Origin of the sequence: Lysinibacillus sp. FSL P4-0201 (assembly GCF_038593425.1) — a bacterium.
In the GTDB taxonomy this organism is placed as follows: domain Bacteria; phylum Bacillota; class Bacilli; order Bacillales_A; family Planococcaceae; genus Lysinibacillus; species Lysinibacillus capsici.
Genome location: NZ_CP151995.1, coordinates 916,792 through 937,116, shown reverse-complemented (window position 1 = coordinate 937,116; position 20,325 = coordinate 916,792). Strand labels below are relative to the sequence as shown.

General features: G+C 36.3%; 15 protein-coding genes. 7 read left to right on the top strand and 8 right to left on the bottom strand.

Annotated elements, in window-relative coordinates:
* Nucleotides 1–6: 6 nt before the first annotated feature.
* The 3 genes from MKY76_RS04420 to MKY76_RS04410 are packed head-to-tail and all read right to left on the bottom strand — an operon-like array spanning nucleotide 7 to nucleotide 3,366.
* Nucleotides 7–993 (bottom strand): extracellular solute-binding protein, encoded by a 987-nt coding sequence (locus MKY76_RS04420; protein ID WP_131521663.1) that lies wholly within the window; start codon nucleotides 991–993, stop codon nucleotides 7–9.
* A complete protein-coding gene (locus MKY76_RS04415) occupies nucleotides 990–2,621 on the bottom strand; it encodes an ABC transporter permease subunit (RefSeq protein WP_342557464.1) in 1,632 nt (543 codons plus the stop codon). Before MKY76_RS04415 ends, MKY76_RS04420 begins: the two co-directional genes overlap by 4 nt.
* Nucleotides 2,614–3,366, bottom strand: coding sequence for an ABC transporter ATP-binding protein (locus MKY76_RS04410; protein ID WP_112117444.1), 753 nt, complete (start codon nucleotides 3,364–3,366; stop codon nucleotides 2,614–2,616). The genes MKY76_RS04415 and MKY76_RS04410 overlap by 8 nt, the downstream gene beginning before the upstream one ends.
* Before the next feature lie 146 nt (nucleotides 3,367–3,512).
* On the opposite strand from MKY76_RS04410, the gene MKY76_RS04405 reads away from it, so the two are divergent.
* Nucleotides 3,513–4,274 carry a DeoR/GlpR family DNA-binding transcription regulator gene (locus tag MKY76_RS04405; protein ID WP_048391953.1) on the top strand — a complete coding sequence of 254 codons (762 nt, stop codon included), beginning with the start codon at nucleotides 3,513–3,515 and terminating at the stop codon, nucleotides 4,272–4,274.
* A gap of 58 nt (nucleotides 4,275–4,332) precedes the next feature.
* On the opposite strand, the gene MKY76_RS04400 is transcribed toward MKY76_RS04405, so the two are convergent.
* Nucleotides 4,333–5,103 (bottom strand): Cof-type HAD-IIB family hydrolase, encoded by a 771-nt coding sequence (locus MKY76_RS04400; protein WP_054549831.1) that lies wholly within the window; start codon nucleotides 5,101–5,103, stop codon nucleotides 4,333–4,335.
* Between the two features lie 436 nt (nucleotides 5,104–5,539).
* On the opposite strand from MKY76_RS04400, the gene MKY76_RS04395 reads away from it, so the two are divergent.
* The 3 genes from MKY76_RS04395 (at nucleotide 5,540) to MKY76_RS04385 (ending at nucleotide 8,499) form a co-directional block, all read left to right on the top strand.
* Entirely contained in the window at nucleotides 5,540–5,749 is a 210-nt protein-coding gene (locus MKY76_RS04395; protein WP_004224712.1) for a DNA-directed RNA polymerase subunit epsilon, read from the top strand.
* Between the two features lie 5 nt (nucleotides 5,750–5,754).
* Nucleotides 5,755–7,422, top strand: a complete 1,668-nt coding sequence (gene rnjA, locus MKY76_RS04390; RefSeq protein ID WP_004224711.1) for a ribonuclease J1 — start codon at nucleotides 5,755–5,757, stop codon at nucleotides 7,420–7,422.
* Nucleotides 7,423–7,710: 288 nt separating this feature from the next.
* Entirely contained in the window at nucleotides 7,711–8,499 is a 789-nt protein-coding gene (locus tag MKY76_RS04385) for a protein kinase (RefSeq protein WP_115673813.1), read from the top strand.
* Between the two features lie 46 nt (nucleotides 8,500–8,545).
* On the opposite strand, the gene MKY76_RS04380 is transcribed toward MKY76_RS04385, so the two are convergent.
* Nucleotides 8,546–9,379 (bottom strand): TetR/AcrR family transcriptional regulator, encoded by an 834-nt coding sequence (locus MKY76_RS04380; protein ID WP_269898969.1) that lies wholly within the window; start codon nucleotides 9,377–9,379, stop codon nucleotides 8,546–8,548.
* A 99-nt stretch (nucleotides 9,380–9,478) separates the two neighbouring features.
* On the opposite strand from MKY76_RS04380, the gene MKY76_RS04375 reads away from it, so the two are divergent.
* The gene (locus MKY76_RS04375) at nucleotides 9,479–12,568 is read left to right on the top strand and encodes an efflux RND transporter permease subunit (RefSeq protein ID WP_103117526.1); all 3,090 of its coding nucleotides are present in this window, start codon (nucleotides 9,479–9,481) and stop codon (nucleotides 12,566–12,568) included.
* Nucleotides 12,569–12,629: 61 nt separating this feature from the next.
* Here the strand turns inward: MKY76_RS04375 and MKY76_RS04370 are convergent, their stop codons facing one another.
* The gene (locus tag MKY76_RS04370; RefSeq protein ID WP_054549828.1) at nucleotides 12,630–14,198 is read right to left on the bottom strand and encodes a family 10 glycosylhydrolase; all 1,569 of its coding nucleotides are present in this window, start codon (nucleotides 14,196–14,198) and stop codon (nucleotides 12,630–12,632) included.
* Between the two features lie 538 nt (nucleotides 14,199–14,736).
* Between MKY76_RS04370 and MKY76_RS04365 the strand changes: the two genes are divergently transcribed.
* The gene (locus tag MKY76_RS04365; RefSeq protein WP_054549827.1) at nucleotides 14,737–15,984 is read left to right on the top strand and encodes an MFS transporter; all 1,248 of its coding nucleotides are present in this window, start codon (nucleotides 14,737–14,739) and stop codon (nucleotides 15,982–15,984) included.
* A 366-nt stretch (nucleotides 15,985–16,350) separates the two neighbouring features.
* Here the strand turns inward: MKY76_RS04365 and MKY76_RS04360 are convergent, their stop codons facing one another.
* Both MKY76_RS04360 and MKY76_RS04355 read right to left on the bottom strand, forming a co-directional pair.
* Nucleotides 16,351–17,058, bottom strand: coding sequence for a response regulator (locus MKY76_RS04360; RefSeq protein WP_048391959.1), 708 nt, complete (start codon nucleotides 17,056–17,058; stop codon nucleotides 16,351–16,353).
* Entirely contained in the window at nucleotides 17,059–18,660 is a 1,602-nt protein-coding gene (locus tag MKY76_RS04355) for a sensor histidine kinase (RefSeq protein ID WP_342557463.1), read from the bottom strand.
* Between the two features lie 395 nt (nucleotides 18,661–19,055).
* On the opposite strand from MKY76_RS04355, the gene MKY76_RS04350 reads away from it, so the two are divergent.
* Entirely contained in the window at nucleotides 19,056–20,318 is a 1,263-nt protein-coding gene (locus MKY76_RS04350; protein WP_048391960.1) for a dicarboxylate/amino acid:cation symporter, read from the top strand.
* Nucleotides 20,319–20,325 lie beyond the last annotated feature (7 nt).

Below are 20,325 nucleotides of genomic sequence, written 5' to 3'. Positions count from 1 at the left end.
AACTCCTTATCGCTGTGCTTCTTTAAAGAAGGCTTGGTGTTTTTCTAATAAATCTACGGTTAAGGTAGTATCCCATTTTTTCAAATAGGTAGGAACGTGCTCGTCCTTTACTTGTTCACCTTCATATAGAGCTACAGGATATTGCTCTAGAAGACCATCACGAGCCTCTGTTGCAATTACCTTTGCAATTTCTTTTGCTAATGCTTCCTCACCTTCTTTATCTACAACAGCTACAGATTCCGTTAAAGTGAAATTTCCTTCTGTCGGGTCAATATAATCAATCGGTAACCCTTCGTTTTTGGCATCAATAGCTTGGATACGTAAACCAAAGCCGGCAGCAACTTCTCCTGTTTTCACCTTTTTAATAGGGCCAGAGCCTGAACTTTCAATATGTGGTCCTGCATTTTTAATTAACTCTGCTAGAACTTTTTTCCCTTCCTCTTCACCATATTCCTTTATAATAGCTTGTACTAGAAGCCACCCTGTTGAGGAGTCCATAATGTTTGGGAATGACACTAAATCCTTATAAGCAGGGTCTGTCAAATCTTTAATGGATTTCGGAATAGATAGCCCCTTTTGTTGTAATACCTCTGTATTAATAAAGATAGAGCCTACATTGCCTAAAATCGGTAATGCATACGTAACACTCCCATCAAGAGGCTTTAAGTCTGAGGAAATATCCACAAACATGGATTTTGAGGTTTGTGCACTTTCTATAAAATAAGAAGCCATTGTTACAACATCTGCTTCAATATCTGTCCCTTCCGCCATCATTTTGCCACCTAACTCAGAAGTACCAAACGACTGGATTAAATACTTACCTTTATAGCCTTTATCATCTAATGTAGTTTCCATCACTTCAATAGCTTCATCATCAGCATTTGAATAAATGATGACTTGCTCTTTGGAATCTGCTGCTACTCCTCCACATGCAGCTAAAACGACTGCTGCTGCACTTACTGTCCCTAACATCATGCCTGTTGACTTCTTCATTTTGTAATCTCCTCCGTTTTTTCTTTATGTGCTGCTATATAATCACAACCTAATTTCACAATGAGGTTTGTACATAAAATGAATATCGATAAAACAAAAATATCGGTGTACTTTGCGAAATGCTGTAGCTCTTTTATCCTTGTCGATACAAGCATTGTCTTTGTGCTGACAAGAAAAATAACACCGCTGACTGTAACCATCGCATTTAAAAAATAGTAGCTAAACATTTGATAAATCGTTGGCCTAATATTCGGTAAAATAATTCGTATCACGGTTTTTAACCACGAATCCTTTAACAGCTCAGCTGTCACTTCCCACGTAGGATCCATTTTTTGCAATGAATTTTTCGCCATTAAATAAGGTGTCGAAAAAAAATGCACGATATTACATGCGATAACGATAAGAAAAGTACCCTTTAAAGAACTTCCATTAAAGAAAAATAAGTAGGATAATCCAAGTACCATACCTGGAACTGTATTTGTCATCATAGAAGTTACATCTAAGCTTTTTCTTCCCTTTAATGGTGTCCTTGTATTAAGAAGCGCCGACATAAATGTTATGCCCACACCTAATATTGCTGTTAGAACCGCTACGATGAGAGAATTGATGTAAACCTTTGTTAAATCTTTCTCTGCGAGTACATTTTGAACATGCTCTAATGTAAAGCTGAAATCGTACGGATAGCCTTTGGTAAAAGGCACAATAAACATGGTTAAAAAAATAATACATACAGCTGTTACACAGAGAATTGAATAAATTGTAAATAGCGTGTCTCGTAAACGATGCTTTACAAGTTCACTTTGCCCAACCTGTTTATATTGAAAATTGAAGCGCTCTAAAATCGTTAGCATGACAACACCTAATACAGCAGGTACTAGCATTAACACTGAAATGACTGCTCCACGTTCAAAATGCACAATGGAACCTAACATAGCTTGGTAGAGTTCAGTAGCTATTACCCTGTAATTGCCACCAACCGATGCAGGGATTCCAAAGTCAGTGAAGCTTAAAACAAATGTTAAAATAAATGCCCCGCCAATTGTCCCAACCATAGGACGGTATACGGTATGATAAAAACGACGCATTGGCTGATCATGCATTAATATTGAAACAAGTAAAAAACGTTTATCGATATATTGCATGGAGTTTTGCATTAATATAAAGGCAACTGGTAATGTGTATAAGACGTAACCGATCACCAAGCCGTTATACCCATAGATTGTAAAAAGAGGCTGCCCCACTAATTTTGTTAGAATTCCTTGATTCCCAAATGTATAAATCAATACAAAGCCATAGGTGATGGTTGGCAGTAGCATCGGCAAGGTAATTCCAATTTGAACTAGCTTTTTTGTATGGCGATGCATCGTAGTAAAATGAACAGCATAGGCCAACCAAAAGGCTAAAATGGTTGTAATCACTGATGCTACAAAAGAAACTTTAAAACTATTCGTAAAAGCTTCACGAATTTCGATATTCCGTAAAGCTTCTATATAATTTTGAGTGGTAACGACATTGCCTATTTTGAATGACTGCCAAAACATATAAAGCAATGGCACAATTAAAAAGAATAGAAAAAATAGTAGAATCGGTAGAAAAATTAATTTCATTATTTTATTCGTTTTAAGCATATGTTTCTCCAAACAATTGATAGATGTTATGTCGCTTAATATGAAGCTGCCTTAAGATAAAATCTTCTACAAATTTATTTTTTGGCGCTGTAACAATTTCATGAGGTGTGCCAAATTGAGCAACTGTACCTTCATTAATAATGATGACTTTATCCGATAAGGTAAGGGCTTCTTCCGGATCATGTGTCACGATAATCGTCGTCAAATTAAATTCACGGGCGATGGATTTAATACGTTCCTTTATAGATTCCTTTATAACGCCATCTAGTGCACTTAGTGGTTCGTCTAATAATAGAATTTTAGGTTGCATCACGAGTGTTCTTGCAATGGAAACGCGTTGTTTTTGCCCACCAGACAATTCATGAATCTTCTTATGCAAATGAGGAGCTAGCTCTAAAAAATCAATGTATTCTTGTATCTCCTCTTTGGACATTTTCACGTTTTTATTTTTTAATCCATAAATGATATTGTCGTATGCATTTAAATGAGGAAATAACGCAAAATCCTGAAACACTATATTAAATCCTCTTTCTTGCATTGATTGCTTGGAAATATCTTGTCCATTGTAGACAAGCTGGCCAGCAGTTGGATCTACAAGTCCTAAAATGATATTAAGCAAAGTAGTTTTACCGCAGCCACTCGGTCCTAGCAAAGAAATAATCTCACCTGATTCGACGGTTACATTGATATCTACTAAAACTTTTTTATTTTTATAGCTTTTTGAGATATTTTTTAGCTCTAACAAATTGGGTCACCTCACTCAGTTCTTAGCTTCAGTATAGAGACTATTTGTAAAGGAAAATGCTTATTTGTGTAAATGTTGAGTAAATTCTGACCAACTGTTGACAAAGTTATGGTTATTTTGAGTAAATATCTAGTAGAGGTGATGAAATGTATATGATAGAAAGGCAACACCAAATTTTGCAGTTTATACGTCAACATAAGGTAGTAAAATTAGTAACACTTACAAAAGAGTTTAACGTTTCAATGGAAACGATCCGTCGTGATGTCCAACAGTTGATGCAAGACAAAAAAATTGAAAAATTTTATGGGGGCGTTAAATATATTGAGCCAGTAGAAGGACTAATTGATCACCGACTTCACGAACAGTTAACAGAGAAAATCGCCATTGCCAAAGCATGTGCTTCGCTCGTTCAAGATGGGGAATGTATTTTTATTGATAGTGGAACAACCACCTATCAAATGACACCATTTTTATTGGACAAGGAAAAACTAACAGTGGTGACAAATTCACTACCTGTAGCATTTGATCTAATCGGCTCTAACATTGAGGTTATACTGCTTGGGGGTAAAGTACGCCATTCTGAAAAATCAGTGACATCAAATGAATTTTTATTTCGCTTCGAGCATCTTAATATCAATAAAGCTTTTATTTGCGCTAGTGGCGTTTCAATTGAAAAAGGCATATCTGATTTTAGCTTGGATGAAGCGATTACTAGAAAGCAAATTATTTCCATCTCTCAAAAAGTCTACGTAGCTACAGATTCCTCAAAATTTAATAAAGATGTAGCGATTCAAGTTTGTCCAGTGGATGACGTAGATGTCATTATCACAGATGACGCACTATCCAAAAAGACGATTCAACATTTTTCGGAAAAAGGTGTTCAAATAAAAACCGTCAATATGGCATAGACCATTAATCAATAAAAAACAACTAGTTGTAAATTTCACAACTAGTTGTTTTTCATTTTTATATAATGGAGAGCTTACGCATTATTTTTGAGAGACCATCCTCGTCTACATGGTCTGCAATATGATGAGCGACTGCCTTCACTCGCTCATGGCCATTTCCCATAGCAACACTTGTCCCAACTGCCTGTAGCATCTCAATATCATTTATGCCATCGCCAAAAGCAAAGGCATCTTGTAAAGTGATGCCCATTTTTTCAAGCACCTTTTCAATACCAGCAGCCTTCGAACCTCCCTTTGGCAAAATATCACAAGAATAACGATGCCAACGTACAAATTGAACATTTGGGAATGTTTCATTATATAAAGGTTCATCTTTTTCTTCCATAAAAATAAGTGTTTGATATACATTGTTCTGCATATAATAAGATGAGTCTAATTCTGGATACGGATATTTAAGAGTATCTAAGCTTTCAGCTACCATACGATGATCGCCAACTGAGGCAATCATCCGTTTATCATCTAAAAACACTACCGGTTCGTTACGCGCCTCACCAAAGGCAATAATTTTAGCTAGTTCATCTTTCGCAATACCATTTGTATAGACAACCTCACCTTTATAGACAACATATTGACCATTGAAGGTAACATACGTATCGATCTCTAATTCTTCTAGCAATGACTCAATCATAAATGGTGCTCGACCAGTAGCAATCGCCAATTCATAACCATTACGTCGTGCTGTCAAAAGTGCCTCTTTTGCAGATGAAGGTAACTTTTTTTCACTGTTATAGAGAGTACCATCGACATCAAAAAATAAAATTTTGTTCATTCTATTAACCCTTTCCATAAATATTATCCTTTCAAGCTAAATGACTTTACATAGACAATAATTTTAATTATAATGATCCTAAGGAGTGATGTGCCATGCTGAAGAAACTCAAACGAAAATTATTGAAGCAACTTCGCGGCGTACTCGGAAAAAAATCAATTGCCTAACATTTGCCCTTCATTATTTGAAGGGCTTTTCTTTATTTTAGAGGAAGTGCGTGATAATATAAAGGAAATGCATTTATTTGGCTATACGCAACCACTGTCTCACTACTTCCTATACAATTTTATAACATAGTGCACATCTGAAGCATTGAGATACAAGTATTACAAACGTACATTTCTTCAATAAAAGAAATTCGTTGTTTTCTTGTAGCACGTGTGTGGTAGTAGTCAAAGGTGCAAGAAAATTGTACGCAATTAAAGGAGAGCAAACTATGATTTACAAAGTTTATTATCAAGAAAATGCAAATGAGATTCCAGTTCGCGAAAATACTAAAAGTCTATACCTAGAAGCTACTTCAGAACGTGAAGTACGTGAAAAGCTAAAAGACCGAAACTATAACATCGAGTTCATTCAACTGCTTGAGGGTAACTACTTAGAGTACGAACAAGCAAGCCCGAACTTCGTCTTGGAGGAAATTTAACAAACATGAAGTTTGTTAAAAATGACCAAGCAGCTGTTTTCGCGCTCGGCGGACTGGGCGAAATCGGCAAAAACACTTATGGCGTTCAATTTCAAGATGAAATTATCTTAATTGACGCCGGTATAAAATTTCCAGAAGACGACTTACTCGGCATTGACTATGTTATTCCTGATTACACGTACTTAGTACGTAATGTCGATAAAATCAAAGGACTGTTTATTACCCATGGGCATGAGGATCATATTGGTGGTATTCCATACCTTTTACGTCAAGTAAATATCCCTGTCTATGGCGGTAAGCTTGCACTTGGCTTATTACGTAATAAATTAGAAGAACATGGCTTGCTACGTACAACAAAACTCATTGAAATTAAAGAAGAGGATGTTATTAAATTCAGAAAAACATCTGTTAGCTTCTTTAGAACAACACATAGTATTCCTGATGCTTATGGAATTGTTGTTAAAACACCACCTGGTAATATCGTTCACACAGGTGACTTTAAATTTGACTTTACACCAGTGGGTGAACCAGCCAACCTAACAAAGATGGCTGAAATCGGACGTGATGGCGTGCTTTGCTTACTATCTGATAGTACTAACGCTGAAAAGCCTAATTTCACAATGTCAGAGCGCACAGTTGGAAAAAGTATCGACGAGATTTTCCGTAAGGTGGATAGCCGTATTATTTTTGCTACCTTTGCATCAAATATTCACCGTTTACAGCAAGCCACAGACGCAGCCGTAAAATACGGAAGAAAGATTGCTGTCTTTGGTCGCTCAATGGACAATGCTATTACGATTGGTCGTGAGCTAGGTTACATTACTGCTCCAAAGGATACATTTATTGATGCTCAAAGCATCAATCGACTTCCTGCAAACGAAGTGATGATTTTATGTACAGGCTCTCAAGGTGAACCAATGGCTGCCTTGTCACGTATTGCCAACGGGACACATCGTCAGATTCAAATACAGCCTGGCGATACAGTTATCTTTTCTTCTTCACCAGTACCAGGTAATACCGTGAGTGTTAATAAAATCATTAATTTATTGTTCCGTGCAGGTGCAGAAGTCATTCATGGTGCATTAAACAACATTCATACATCTGGTCACGGATCTCAAGAAGAACAAAAACTGATGCTTCGTTTAATGAAGCCTAAGTTCTTTATGCCTATCCATGGTGAATTCCGTATGTTAAAAATGCATACACATTTAGCTGAAGATTGCGATGTTCCACTAGACAATACATTTGTTATGGAAAATGGTGATGTTCTAGCACTAAGTGCCAATGAAGCACATGTAGCTGGGCGTATTCCTTCAGGAGATGTTTACATTGATGGCAATGGTATTGGCGATATCGGTAATATCGTGTTACGTGATCGCCGTATTCTTTCTGAAGAAGGTTTAGTGATTGTAGTTGTAAGTGTTGATATGGAAAACCAAAAAATTGTTTCTGGCCCTGACATCATCTCACGTGGATTTGTCTATATGCGTGAATCAGGTACGATGATCAACGAGGCACAAAAAATGCTAAACCGTCATCTGAATGAAACAATTCAAAGCAAAACTCCTCAATGGACAGAATTGAAAAATGAAATTACAGACGTATTGGGACCTTATCTATTCGAAAAAACAAAACGTCGTCCAATGATCTTACCGATTATTATGGAGGTTTAACCTCGTAAAAAGAAACTATGTAAAATTTACATAGTTTCTTTTTTATTTTTGAAACCTCCTTTTTATTTTTGCGTATATAGTAATAACAACATCAAAAAGGAGCGTTTTTATGCTAGATAAAATTCTTCATTCCTTACTCAATAGTAAATCCAAACGCCATTATTCTTCATCAAGTAGCCGTAGTAGATATTCAAAGCGACATAATTATTATGGTCACAAGCATTATAAGCGTGGCTCTCGTAAAAGCTCACGCAGTTTTTTCAGCTCTATGAGTTTCTTTAGTAGCTAATGTGGTGGAAACGAATTTCCGAAAAAAGTTTTGACCAGGCTGTAGAACTTTACATAGCCGAACATCCCGATTTTTCTTTTAAAAAATTCCTTGGCTATGGCTCATATGGTCGTACGTATTTAATTGAAGATTGCTCGTCAGCAAGTCTATTTGTTTTAAAATGCTTGCGACCCAAACATCGTCACCACCAGAAAACCATTCATAAATTTCAACAAGAAATTCACATACTCCAGCAACTTTCACTACCCTATGTTCCTACCATCCATTCAGCAGGAACAATTTCAGACAGCCCATTTTTTATCATGGACTATGTCAATGGGCAAACTTTTGAGGAGCTTATTTTTCAGAATGGTACCAAATTTACAATTGCTCAATCCCTTGCTATTACAAAGCAATTATTAGAGCAAATTGTACAGTTACACAATTATGGTATTGTACATCGCGATTTACGGATTCCGAATATATTGTTAGTGGGTCAGCAATTGCATATTATTGACTTTGGTCTAGCTACCACTTATCAAAAGCAAATCGATATCTCTACGATTGAAAATCCAAAACGTGCCGAAAATCATATTAGTGATCTTTATTTTGTCGGCCATTTTTTATTATTTTTACTATACTCAGACTACAAGCCAAGCAAGAAAAAAGAGAAAGCTTGGCAGCAGGAATTAAAATTACCAATCAAAGTCCAAGATTTTCTTGAGCGCCTATTATGGATTCAAGAACCCTTTGCAAGTGCGTTAGAGGCCTTGCAATCTATGCCCCCATTCATAGATAAAAACCATTAAAAATAGAATTGTTCACCGCCAAACGTGAACAATTCTATCCTAGAGTTCAAATATTAAAGTATTTTGCAGTTACATATGCAATCCAATGATACGCTGGGTCTAAACGTAGATTTTCAATTAGCCCCTTAATGATTGCTTTACCATAAGTAGGATTTTCTATTTCTTGCTTTAACAACTCAATGGATTCTTTTTCTATAGAATCCTCAGTATGATTTATATTTTGCTCCAATAATTGTAGTAAAGCATCTTTTGACACGTCTTCCTCACACGGCTTTGCAATAAACGGCACAAGATCTGCTGTAATAAATGGAATGGTTGTATGATGGGCAATAATATCTGTCTTTTCTGCTAAAGATTTAGCTAATTGCTCTAAATCAAGTGGCATATCTGAAAAAATAAAAAGCTCAGCATAGCTCTTCATAAATCCTTTTATGCAGTACATTACATCATATTTCATTTCTTTTAATTGATCCTGATAAAGCTGCTCAAGCATATAGAGAATTGATTTCGACATTTCTGCTTCATACGCTGTTATTTTATGAAATAGCTCTTTTTTTGTTAAAAAGACCTTTTCATTAAAGAATACACGTGCAGATGCAGAATGGTCTTTGAATGCTTGAAAAATACTTTTATAAAATTCAACCAAAACAGTTTCTTTGCTATACGTTCCTCTGACTACTTGGTCAACATCTGTAATAAACTGCTGTAAATAGTAATCAACCATAGATATAACAAGCTCATCTTTGGTTTTGAAGGATAAATAAAATGCACCTTTAGAAATCCCGCAGCGTTCTGTAATTTGTTGTACTGACGTAGCTTCAAAACCCTGTTCAGAAAACAGTTCTAACGCTTTCTCCATAATTAATTGCTTTTTTAACATATTTTTAACTCTCTCCTAATGCATTTCGTTGACAAATGACCGATTAGTCATTAGTATAAATAATTGAATTTAGATAGTCAATAAAGGGTAGGTGTGAAGGTGAAAGGTTTAGTTAATTTCGTATTAAAGAACAAATTGGCAGTGTGGTTATTAACAATTATCATCACTGTCTCTGGTATTTATTCGGGTACAAGGATGAAAATGGAATCGATACCTGATATTTCGATCCCGTATTTAATTGTCATGGGCGTATATCCTGGCGCAACGCCTGAACAAGTCATGAATGAACTTTCCATTCCGTTCGAAAAATCCATAGAAAGTTTAGAAGATGTGAAGGCTGTTTACTCAACTTCCTCTTCCAACGTAGCACAAGTTCAAGTGGAATACGACTATGGAATTGATATGGATGAGAAAAAACGTCAATTAGAAGCAGCTTTAGATAATCTTAAACTACCTGAAGGTGCTCAAGAGCCTACTATTATGGCAATCAGCATGAACATGATGCCCGTAGTCGCTTTATCTGTAAGTAGCTCTAAGGAAGATATTGTTGATTTAACTTCAACAGTAGAAGAAGTTTTACTGCCTAAAATCGAAAAGATTGATGGTGTTGCATCTGCTACCATCACAGGTCAGCATATTGAACAAGTATCGTTTAAATACGATGAAGAAAAAATGGCAGCACTTGGTTTAACAGAGGAAACTGTTAAACAAATGATTCAGGCAAGTGATATGTCACTGTCACTTGGTTTATATCAATTTACTGTCGGGGAACAAGCCGTTTCAGTAGATGGTAAGGTAAAATCAGTGGATGAACTGAAAGACTTATTAATTCCAGTTACACCTTCAGCTACAAATCCTTCACCTTTCGTTCGTCTAGGTGATATTGCAAAAATTGAAGTAGAAGGTAAAGTGCAATCTGTTTCACGTACAAATGGTCAAGATGCCATTGCTATTCAAATCGTAAAAGGCCAAGATGCGAATACGGTAACAGTTGTTAATGCCGTAAAAGACCTTATGAAGGATGAGGAAAAACGATTAGATGGCTTAAACGTAGAGATCTCTCTTGACCAAGGTGCCCCAATTGAAGATTCTGTATTTACAATGATCGAAAAAGCAGTCTTTGGTGGCGCAATTGCCGTATTAATCATTTTACTATTCTTACGTGATTTCAAATCAACGATTATTTCAATTATTTCTATCCCAGTTTCTATCTTTATGGCATTACTCCTATTAAACTGGATGGATATTACATTAAACATCATGACCCTCGGCGCGATTACCGTCGCAATCGGTCGTGTTATCGATGACTCAATCGTAGTTGTAGAAAATATTTACCGACGAATTCACTTAAAACAAGAAAAACTTACAGGTCGTGCCCTAATTCGCGAAGCAACAATTGAAATGTTCAAACCCATTCTTTCTTCAACATTGGTAACGGTCGCTGTATTCGCTCCTCTTATTTTCGTAGGTGGTATGGTAGGCGAATTATTCATGCCATTTGCCCTTACAATGACATTTGCATTAGGTGCATCGTTATTAGTTGCGATCACAATCGTACCTGCTTTATCTCACTTCTTATTCCGTAAAAAGTTATACGGTGAGAAGACTGAAAGCCAACATAAAGAAGTTGGTAAACTTGCTACCTGGTACAAAGGTGTCTTAGAAAAAGTATTAAATCACAAAATTATTACATCTGTCCTTGCGATTCTTTTACTTGTTGGTTCTCTTGCATTAACACCACTTATTGGTTTTAGTTTTATGGGCTCACAAGAAGAAAAAGTTATGTACTTAACGTATACGCCTGCAACGGGAGAGCTGGCTGACGAAACGGCAGCAAATGTTGAAAAAGTAGAAAAAGAATTAATGAAACGTAAAGATGTTGATATTTTACAAGTTTCCATTACAGATGCGAAGAATGTCGATCCATCAGCAATGATGATGGGTGGAGGTGCTGGCGGTGCCTTAATGTACCTTATCTTTGATCCGGATATGGAAGACTTCCCTAAAGCTCGTGATGAGGTTGAAGACTATGTATTTAACATCGGGCAATCAGGAGAATGGAAGTCTCAAAACTTCACTTCTATGTCGATGTCATCAAACGAAGTCAGCTATACACTGTATAGTGATGATTTAGATAAACTTCGAGATGCTGTGAAACAAGTAGAGGGTGCTCTAAAAGAAGTGGATGGCTTAGAAGATATTAAATCTGATAATGAAGATCCATACGTAGAGCATGTGCTAAAAGTTGAACAAAAAAATGTCCTTCAATACGGGTTAACGACAGCTCAAATCGTGATGGCATTAAATTCAAATACATCGCAAGAAGTATTAACTACCGTGAAAAACGATGGTAAAGATATCGATGTCATCGTTCAACGCGATGCTAAAGCAGCTGCGACTTCACTTGATGATGTCTTAGCCACTGAAATTAAAACAGCATTAGGTACAACAATGACTATCGGAGAATTAGTAGATGTTGAGGAAGGTACAACACTTAACTCATTATCTCGTTCAAAAGGTGAATATTTCGCAACAGTATCTGGTACGATTATCGGTGACGATATTTCAAAAGCCACTACTGCTGCTGATAAAAAAATTGATAAATTAGATTTACAAAAAGGTGTAACACTTGGTGTTGCTGGTGTTGCTGCAGATATGCAAGAAACATTCACTAAGCTTGGTATTGCGATGTTAGCAGCCATTGCCATTGTTTACTTCATTCTAGTGGTAACATTCGGAGAAGGTTTAGCTCCATTCGCTATTCTTTTCTCACTACCATTCGCAGTAATTGGTGCATTTATTGGTTTATTCGTTACAGGGCAGACTATTTCTGTATCTGTCATGATGGGTCTATTGATGTTGATTGGTATCGTCGTAACAAATGCCATCGTATTAGTTGACCGTATCATTCATATGGAACATGATGGTCTTGCCATGCGTGAAGCGATCCTTGAAGCAGGAGCAACACGTTTACGTCCTATCCTGATGACAGCCATCGCTACAATTGGAGCTATGATTCCAATGGCACTTGGTACTGGCGGTAGTGGGTTAATTTCCAAAGACTTAGCTATTACTGTAATTGGCGGTTTATTATCTTCTACCCTATTAACACTCGTTGTTGTACCAATTGTTTATGAAATGCTATCTAAAATGTTAAAGAAAAACCGTAAAGATATTGAAGAAAATTAATAAAAAAAAACAACCACTCATGCAATCTTTGCGCGAGTGGTTATTTTTTATCCTAAGCTTTTTATTGATTTTCTATTACTACAAAAACTTCCTTGCTTTCCACACCTGTATTTGATACAGCCTTAATGCCGTATGTATAGCTATGCTTAGCAAGAGCTGACTTGTCCACAAATTTAGTGAATCCATCCATATTATAAACAACATCCACTATATTTCGAGGGTCATCATAAGAGCCTTCTTTGTTTCCTGTAAAACGATAAATGACATACTTGCGTGGTTGTGTTTCATTTTCGTCTATAATCTCTATCTTACGACCTGCCGCTTCCTTTGTCACTTGCACAAAAGTCGGCACGTTCGGCACTGTGTCATCATCCCAAGTTGTTTCTGGTGTCAGTGCTGTGTAATTATATAATTGTTGACTAACAATCGTTGCATAGCCTAGTTTATTGTTTTGAAAGCTTCTCAAGGAGAAATGCATTTGCCCCTCAGCCGCTACCTTTTCCGAACGATTCGCTAGTATTTGACTAGGTAGCTCCATTTTATTTTTCCATGCTGCATCACTATCATTGCCAACTTTGTAATCAGCAAGCCCAATGTATAGATGTACAGGGTGTGTTGTTGCGTAGGTTTGCACTTCATGGCTCCACCAATCTAGCAGCGTTCCATATTTCGCAACAGATAATGTTCTTGACCAATAAATTTGTGGTGTAATGTAATCAATTGTGCCATTTTGAATCCATGTTCTGACGTCTGCATATAAATCATCGTAATTATTAACACCAGCCCTTGTATCGCTTCCTGTTTTATCTAGCGATTTATTGCGCCATACACCAAATGGTGAAATACCAAATTGAACATATGGCTTTGTGTCTTTAATGGCCGTGTAAAGATTTTCTACAAGACGGTTGACATTATCTCGTCGCCAATCCTCCACCTTTTTGAAGGAAGCACCATAGTTTTTAAAAGCTGCTTGATCTGGAAAAACTTCATTAGCAACTTTATATGGATAAAAATAATCATCCATATGCACTGCGTCAATATCATAATTGGCTACTAGCTCTCTTACTACTTCAACTAAATAGTCTTGTACTTCTGGTAAACCAGGATTTAAATAATATTGCTTACCGTATTTGATAACCCAATTTGGATGTGTTCTAGCCACATTATCAGCAGCAAGGTCTGTCAGTTTTTGTCCAGACATTGTTACACGATAAGGATTCATCCATGCATGTAGCTCCATACCCCGTTTATGACTTTCCTCTATCATGATCGCAAGAGGATCGTAGCCTGGATTCGTGCCTTGCTTTTTGCCTGTTATGTAAGATGACCATGGCGCTAAATCAGAGGCATACATTGCATCATTTGTTGGTCTTACTTGATAAATAACAGTATTGAATTTATTGGCTTTTAGTTGATCCAAAGTTTGGCGTGTCCAAGCCGTGTACTGCTCCTTCGTCATACCTGCTTTCATATCAAGATTAAGAACGGTTGAAATCCAGACAGCCCTCATCTCCCTTTTTGGCTGTGTCGTGCTTGCCATGGCAGTCTTTGTAGGGATTGTCGATAGGCATAACACAAAAATCATCGCGACTAAAGTTAAGATCTTCCATTTACTATTTTTCTTTCTCATATTTCCTCCATTTGCTATTTTTCTATTTTAGTATATGACAAGTACTCGCTATATGCACGTCTCCGAAGCAACTTTATCGGAAACAATGCAAGCAGATAATAAGTTTCATCTCTAACAAACGTTCTCGATAGTTTCAAAATATGTATAAAAAAACTACTGAAAAGACAATGTATAGTACTTTTCCTTTAAAGAAATCGATAAATATAGATGCATGGCGTTTCATTTTATGAGATTCATTTTACAATTTCCAAATTTTTAAATTCAACCTAGTTTTTGCTTAATTCATTCTTTACGCATCGATGAACTTTATGCTACAATCAACACAACTTATATAGAACGGAGGGTATTCCAAATGACAGCTTCAATTAGACTACGATTTCACCTTATTAATTAAATATGTGTACACTTTGCCTGCTGTGCAAGGGAAATGGAATTAGGTCTAGTCTGTTTTAGGAATACTGGAAAAGAGGGGACTTCTACTCCCCTCTTTTTTTGTGTTGTCTTTTACTTTCCACACAGGCACTACTGTTAGAAAGGGATGACGAAATTGGAACATTGGAAACGTAACACAATACTTTTTTTAAGTAGTCAAACGATTTCACTTTTTGGCTCTGCTCTTGTGCAATATGCCATTACATGGTATATCACACTTACAACACAATCAGGCAGCATGATGACCATCGCGATCATTTGTGGCTTTTTACCAACCTTCTTCTTAGCACCTATTGCTGGTGTCTGGGCAGATCGCTATAACCGTAAATGGCTTATTATTTTAGCAGATGGAATGATTGCCTTATCTACGCTAATTCTAGCTATTTTATTTTTAATCGGCTATGATGAGCTCTGGCTACTATTTGTTATATCAGCCGTACGCGCAGTTGGTGCAGGTATTCAAACACCAGCAGTGGGCGCAATTTTGCCACAATTTGTTCCTGAAGAGCATTTAATGAAGGTTAATGGTGCAAATAGTAGTATTCAAGCCTTCATCATGATTCTTGCACCTATGGCAAGTGGTGCATTATTAACGATGGCTTCTATTGAATCCATTTTCTTTATTGATGTGACAACAGCGGCTATTGCCATCGCTATCTTCTTATTATTTCTGCATATCCCTGCACATGCAAAAGCTAATCAGCCACAAACAACAGGCTATTTTAGTGATATGAAACAAGGCTTCATCTATATTAAAGAGCATGCTTTCTTGAAACAATTATTCTTGTTCTTTGCCTTTTTCATGCTGCTTGCTGCACCTGCTGCCTTTTTAACGCCTTTACAAGTTACACGAACTTTTGGCAATGATGTATGGCGTTTGACTGCCATCGAAATGGCCTTTGCCATTGGGATGTTAATCGGTGGTATCGCAATCGCAACATGGGGTGGCTTTAAAAATAAAGTGCATACAATGACATTATCTGCTTTGTTATTTGGTCTTTGTACAATAGCTCTCGGCGTCATTCCTATTTTTTGGTTGTATCTCGGAATCATGGCCATTACTGGCATAGCCATGCCAATCTTTAATACACCTGCAACGGTGTTATTACAAGAAAAAGTGGAAAGTGACTATATGGGAAGAGTATTTGGCATTCTTAGTATGATATCTACCTCTATGATGCCTTTAGGAATGCTAATTTTCGGGCCAATAGCTGATATTATTGCTATTGAGTGGCTACTCATCGGTACAGGATTATTACTCTTCATCCAAGGATTTTTCCTTCTGGGCAGTAAAGTCTTATTAAAAGCTGGTAAACCTACTGCTGAGCATGTTGACTCGCTAGAAAAAAAGTGAAGATTTTATTTCAAGAAAATTGTTAATAAAAAAAATAACATTTAAATTTAGCCTATACACAATCTCAAACAACGTTGACGCTAAAAAAGCCTTGCTTTATGCAGGGCTTTTTCCATCTTAATTTATGTCTTGGGAATAATTTTTTGTGCTTTAGCATCTTGCTTCCCACAATATCTGAATTGTAATTATTTAAAATTTAAATGGTCATGAAGATCTCTTCCAATACGCAACAACTTCGGTATCCAAAAATTTTAGATGTTGCCCTTAAAGGAATTTAAAGATATGTATTAGGAAATAGGACGCTTAGAATTTATCTGTACATTTTTCACCATAACTTATTAAAATACGGACTTTAATCTAATTGAACTAAATATAATAACGATGAATAGGACGTCCTACGTTTCCATATTGTATATCTACTTTTAATAGTTTCTGCTTTTCTAAAAAGTCTAGATAGCGTCTAGCTGTAACACGTGCTGTACCTATATAAGCAGATACCTCCTCCGCTGATACTGCCTCGCCACTTTTTTTTATATATGCAAGTACCTTATCTAAGGTAGCTCGATTAAACCCTTTTGGGAGTTCTTCTATAAGAATGGCATCCATTCCTGTTGTTTCTACTACAATTTGTTCAGGAAGACGTTGTTGCATTAAATGATCGACATCATGCTGAGTTAAATCTTGCATGCCGCTTATTTTCCTTCTATAGCTTTGATAATTTTTTAAAGTCTGCTCAATCCGCTCAAACGTAAAGGGCTTCATAATATAATCATAGACACCTAAGTGTAATATTCGCTGCACAGTGGGCATATCATTCGCAGCTGTTACAGCAATAACATCAACATGAAGATGCTCTTCTCGTATTTTCCCTAACGTAATAATGCCATCCTGCTCTGGCATAAAAATGTCCATAAAGACAAGCTCTGGGGTTAATTGTTTAATTTTTTGAATTCCCTCAATTCCATTGCTAGCATAGCCAACTAATGAAAAACCTTTGATTTGTTCAATAAATTGTCTGTTCACTTCTCGTACCATTGGATCATCTTCAATCAATAAGACATTTATTACATCCATCTATACTTCTCCTAACTCAAATAAAATTAAGAAACTTGTTCCTTTCATAAATTCACTTGTTACTTCAATATCTCCATTGCCTTTTCTTACAATTTCATAGACTAAATACAAGCCAATGCCTCGATTTTCACTAGCCTTTGACGAAAATCCATTTTCAAACATACGCTCCTGCACCTCTTTAGTCATGCCAATCCCGTTATCGGTAACTGCAATCGCTAAGACGCCATCATGCTCGTCTACAGAGATGGCTACATATTTATCTTCCTTAGAAAGTACATTTAATGCCTCAAAAGCATTTTCAATTAAATTGCCAAACAACACAACAAAATCATGATGATCTAATAGAGGTGGAAAGCGTTTAAAATGACTTTTCCGATCAATTTCAACCTCGATACCCAGTTCTTTTCCATAACTTACTTTACTTAATAACAAACCTGAAATATTTTCATTATGAAAGCGTTCATTTAAAAATTTCGTTAATGAGGCTTCATTTTCAGTAGTAACAGTAACATATTCAAGTGCTTGCTTTGTATGTCCCAATTGCAGTAGTCCCGCAATCGTATGAATCTTATTTTTATGCTCATGGGTTTGTACACGTAATGCTTGAACAAAGGCCTTTACACCTGTTACTTCCTCCGCAAGCTTTTTCACAGCTGTTAAATCTTTAAACATAGCAACTGCACCAACTAGCTCTCCATTCACAATAATAGGTACACGATTACTTAAGATACTATGATGATTAATGTAAAGCTCTTGATCATAAACAGGTGTTGCTGTTTCAACAATTTCAGGCAGACGGGTATCAGGCAAAACGTCATAAATCTTTTGTCCAATACAGTCCTCTATTTTCCTAGTAACACCTAAAATATCGGCCGCTTTTTCATTAAAAATGGTGATATTCATTTCCTTATCTACCGCTATTATTCCCTCATGCATGGCATTAAAGGTTTCTGTTCTTTCCACATACATTTTTGCAATTTCATGAGGTTCAAGCCCAAACATTTGTTTTTTTATATGTCGTCCTAGTGTATAGGCACCGAAAATACTAAAAATCAGTGATATAACAATAGTTATCATAATTTCTCGCTCATAACTTTGTAACATTTCCAGAAAATCTGGTAATGAATAGCCAACGACTACAATGCCCACTTGTTCCCTTTTATCATTAATAATTGGCACGAAAGCCCGTATCATAACACCCGATTCTCCACGTGCCTTTGATACATAATAATGTTCACTAAATGCGGCGTTTAAATCCTGCGACTCACTGCGTTTTCCTATTTCCTTACTTACTGGGTGTGATAGTTTAATACGCTCCATATTCATTACAACAATATACTCGGCCTTATGAATCACTCTAATGCCATCTACAATTTTATTAATATTTTTTGCAGATTCTTTTATATTGGCATTTTCCAGATGTACACTAAGCTCTGGTACATTTGATACAGTTCTTGCCACAAGCATTGCTCGCTGTCCAAAATCTTTTTCCTGTTCAGATAATAGGTTACCGAGTAAAAAAATACCACCTAGTAAAAAGGAGAGTGCAATGATTAAAAATGTCACTAACAGTATTTTGCCGTTCACAGGCATTTTCATCATTAAAAAATTCCTTCCTTTCAAATTTGCATTCTCATAATCAGTGGCACACATATTTAGTTTTAAGATTATCTGCAAAAAAATCTTTTGACAACATATTTAATCTATATAAGTAGCAGAAAATATTGAATTTAATGAACAATATTATAAACTGATAATTTAAAAAGAACTTAATTATCACTCTATGTTTTTGTATTATAACAATAATTAATTAACTATAGCGTACCATAACAGAGATAGTTATTGATATTACTATATTTATATGTAAATGTAAGTAAATGTACTTAATGAACGATATGTTTCTTATTTTCTAAATCTCTTTTTTAAAGAAATATTCGCTATGATACTTTTAGTGAAAGCGATATCAAAGAGAAAATTTAGAAAAGAGGTAGCAAAAAATGAAGTTACTGAAAAATTTGACTGTTCAGGTTATAGTGGCTATCATACTTGGGATTATTGTCGGAGCCATTTTCCCCGAGTTCGGTGCCAGCTTGAAAATCTTAGCAGATTTATTCATCAAATTAATTAAAATGTTAATTGCTCCCATTATTTTCCTAACAGTTGTTATTGGAATCGGCAGTATGGGAGATATGAAAAAGGTCGGGAAAATCGGAGGTAAGGCATTGCTTTACTTCGAAATAGTTTCCACAATTGCATTAGCAATCGGAATTGCTGTTGCTTTAATCGTAAGTCCTGGTACGGGCTTGGATACATCAGGTGCATCTGATGCTGATATTTCAAAATATACAACTGCTGCAGCTGAATCTGAGCAAGGCTTGGGTGCCTTCATTTCTAGTATTATTCCAGAAAATGTAGTTGGTGCATTGGCAACTGGTCAATTATTACCAGTCCTATTCTCTGCTGTTTTATTTGGCTTAGCAGCTGCCTCAATCGGTGCACCCGCAAAACCAGTCATCACATTCTTTGAGCAAGTAGCAGAGATATTCTTCAAGATTGTAAGTATGGTTATGAAAATATCACCAATCGGAGCTTTTGGTGCAATGGCCTATACAATTGGAAATTTTGGTTTAAAATCTTTAGGTAATCTAGGTTTATTAATGGCTGCCGTATATATAACAATGTTTTTATTTGTTGTCTTTATTTTAGGTGCCATTGCAAAGTTCTTTGGATTCAACATCTTTAAATTTATCGCTTATATCAAAGATGAGATTTTCTTAGTAATTGGGACTTCCTCTTCTGAATCAGCTCTGCCATCTATGATGCGTAAGCTTGAGAACTATGGTTGCTCGAAGCAGGTTGTAGGTTTAGTCGTTCCTACCGGGTACTCCTTCAATCTAGATGGGACTTCCATCTACCTGTCCATGGCTGCATTGTTTATCGCACAAGCATATGGAATGGAACTAACTTGGATTCAAATCATTACACTGCTCGGAATTTTAATGATTACTTCTAAAGGTGCAGCAGGTGTAACAGGCTCAGGATTTATTACATTAGCAGCAACTTTGGCTGCCTTCCCAATGATACCAGTGGAAGGAATAGCGCTGTTAATCGGTGTAGATCGCTTTATGTCTGAGGCTCGAGCTGTTACAAATTTAATTGGTAATGGCGTTGCTTGTGTTGTCGTGTCAAAATCTGAAAAAGAGTTTGACACAGCTATGGAAGAACGTGCACTTCAGGGAAAGACCACTATATCTTCCTAACAAAAAT

Coding starts and splice junctions, on each gene's coding strand:
- rnjA (WP_004224711.1), top strand. CDS start 5,755: ATGAAGTTTGTTAAAAATGACCAAGCAGCTGTTTTCGCGCTCGGCGGA.
- MKY76_RS04405 (WP_048391953.1), top strand. CDS start 3,513: ATGTATATGATAGAAAGGCAACACCAAATTTTGCAGTTTATACGTCAA.
- MKY76_RS04360 (WP_048391959.1), bottom strand. CDS start 17,058: ATGGATGTAATAAATGTCTTATTGATTGAAGATGATCCAATGGTACGA.
- MKY76_RS04370 (WP_054549828.1), bottom strand. CDS start 14,198: ATGAGAAAGAAAAATAGTAAATGGAAGATCTTAACTTTAGTCGCGATG.
- MKY76_RS04420 (WP_131521663.1), bottom strand. CDS start 993: ATGAAGAAGTCAACAGGCATGATGTTAGGGACAGTAAGTGCAGCAGCA.
- MKY76_RS04415 (WP_342557464.1), bottom strand. CDS start 2,621: ATGCTTAAAACGAATAAAATAATGAAATTAATTTTTCTACCGATTCTA.
- MKY76_RS04395 (WP_004224712.1), top strand. CDS start 5,540: ATGATTTACAAAGTTTATTATCAAGAAAATGCAAATGAGATTCCAGTT.
- MKY76_RS04385 (WP_115673813.1), top strand. CDS start 7,711: ATGTGGTGGAAACGAATTTCCGAAAAAAGTTTTGACCAGGCTGTAGAA.
- MKY76_RS04350 (WP_048391960.1), top strand. CDS start 19,056: ATGAAGTTACTGAAAAATTTGACTGTTCAGGTTATAGTGGCTATCATA.
- MKY76_RS04400 (WP_054549831.1), bottom strand. CDS start 5,103: ATGAACAAAATTTTATTTTTTGATGTCGATGGTACTCTCTATAACAGT.
- MKY76_RS04365 (WP_054549827.1), top strand. CDS start 14,737: ATGACGAAATTGGAACATTGGAAACGTAACACAATACTTTTTTTAAGT.
- MKY76_RS04380 (WP_269898969.1), bottom strand. CDS start 9,379: ATGTTAAAAAAGCAATTAATTATGGAGAAAGCGTTAGAACTGTTTTCT.
- MKY76_RS04355 (WP_342557463.1), bottom strand. CDS start 18,660: ATGATGAAAATGCCTGTGAACGGCAAAATACTGTTAGTGACATTTTTA.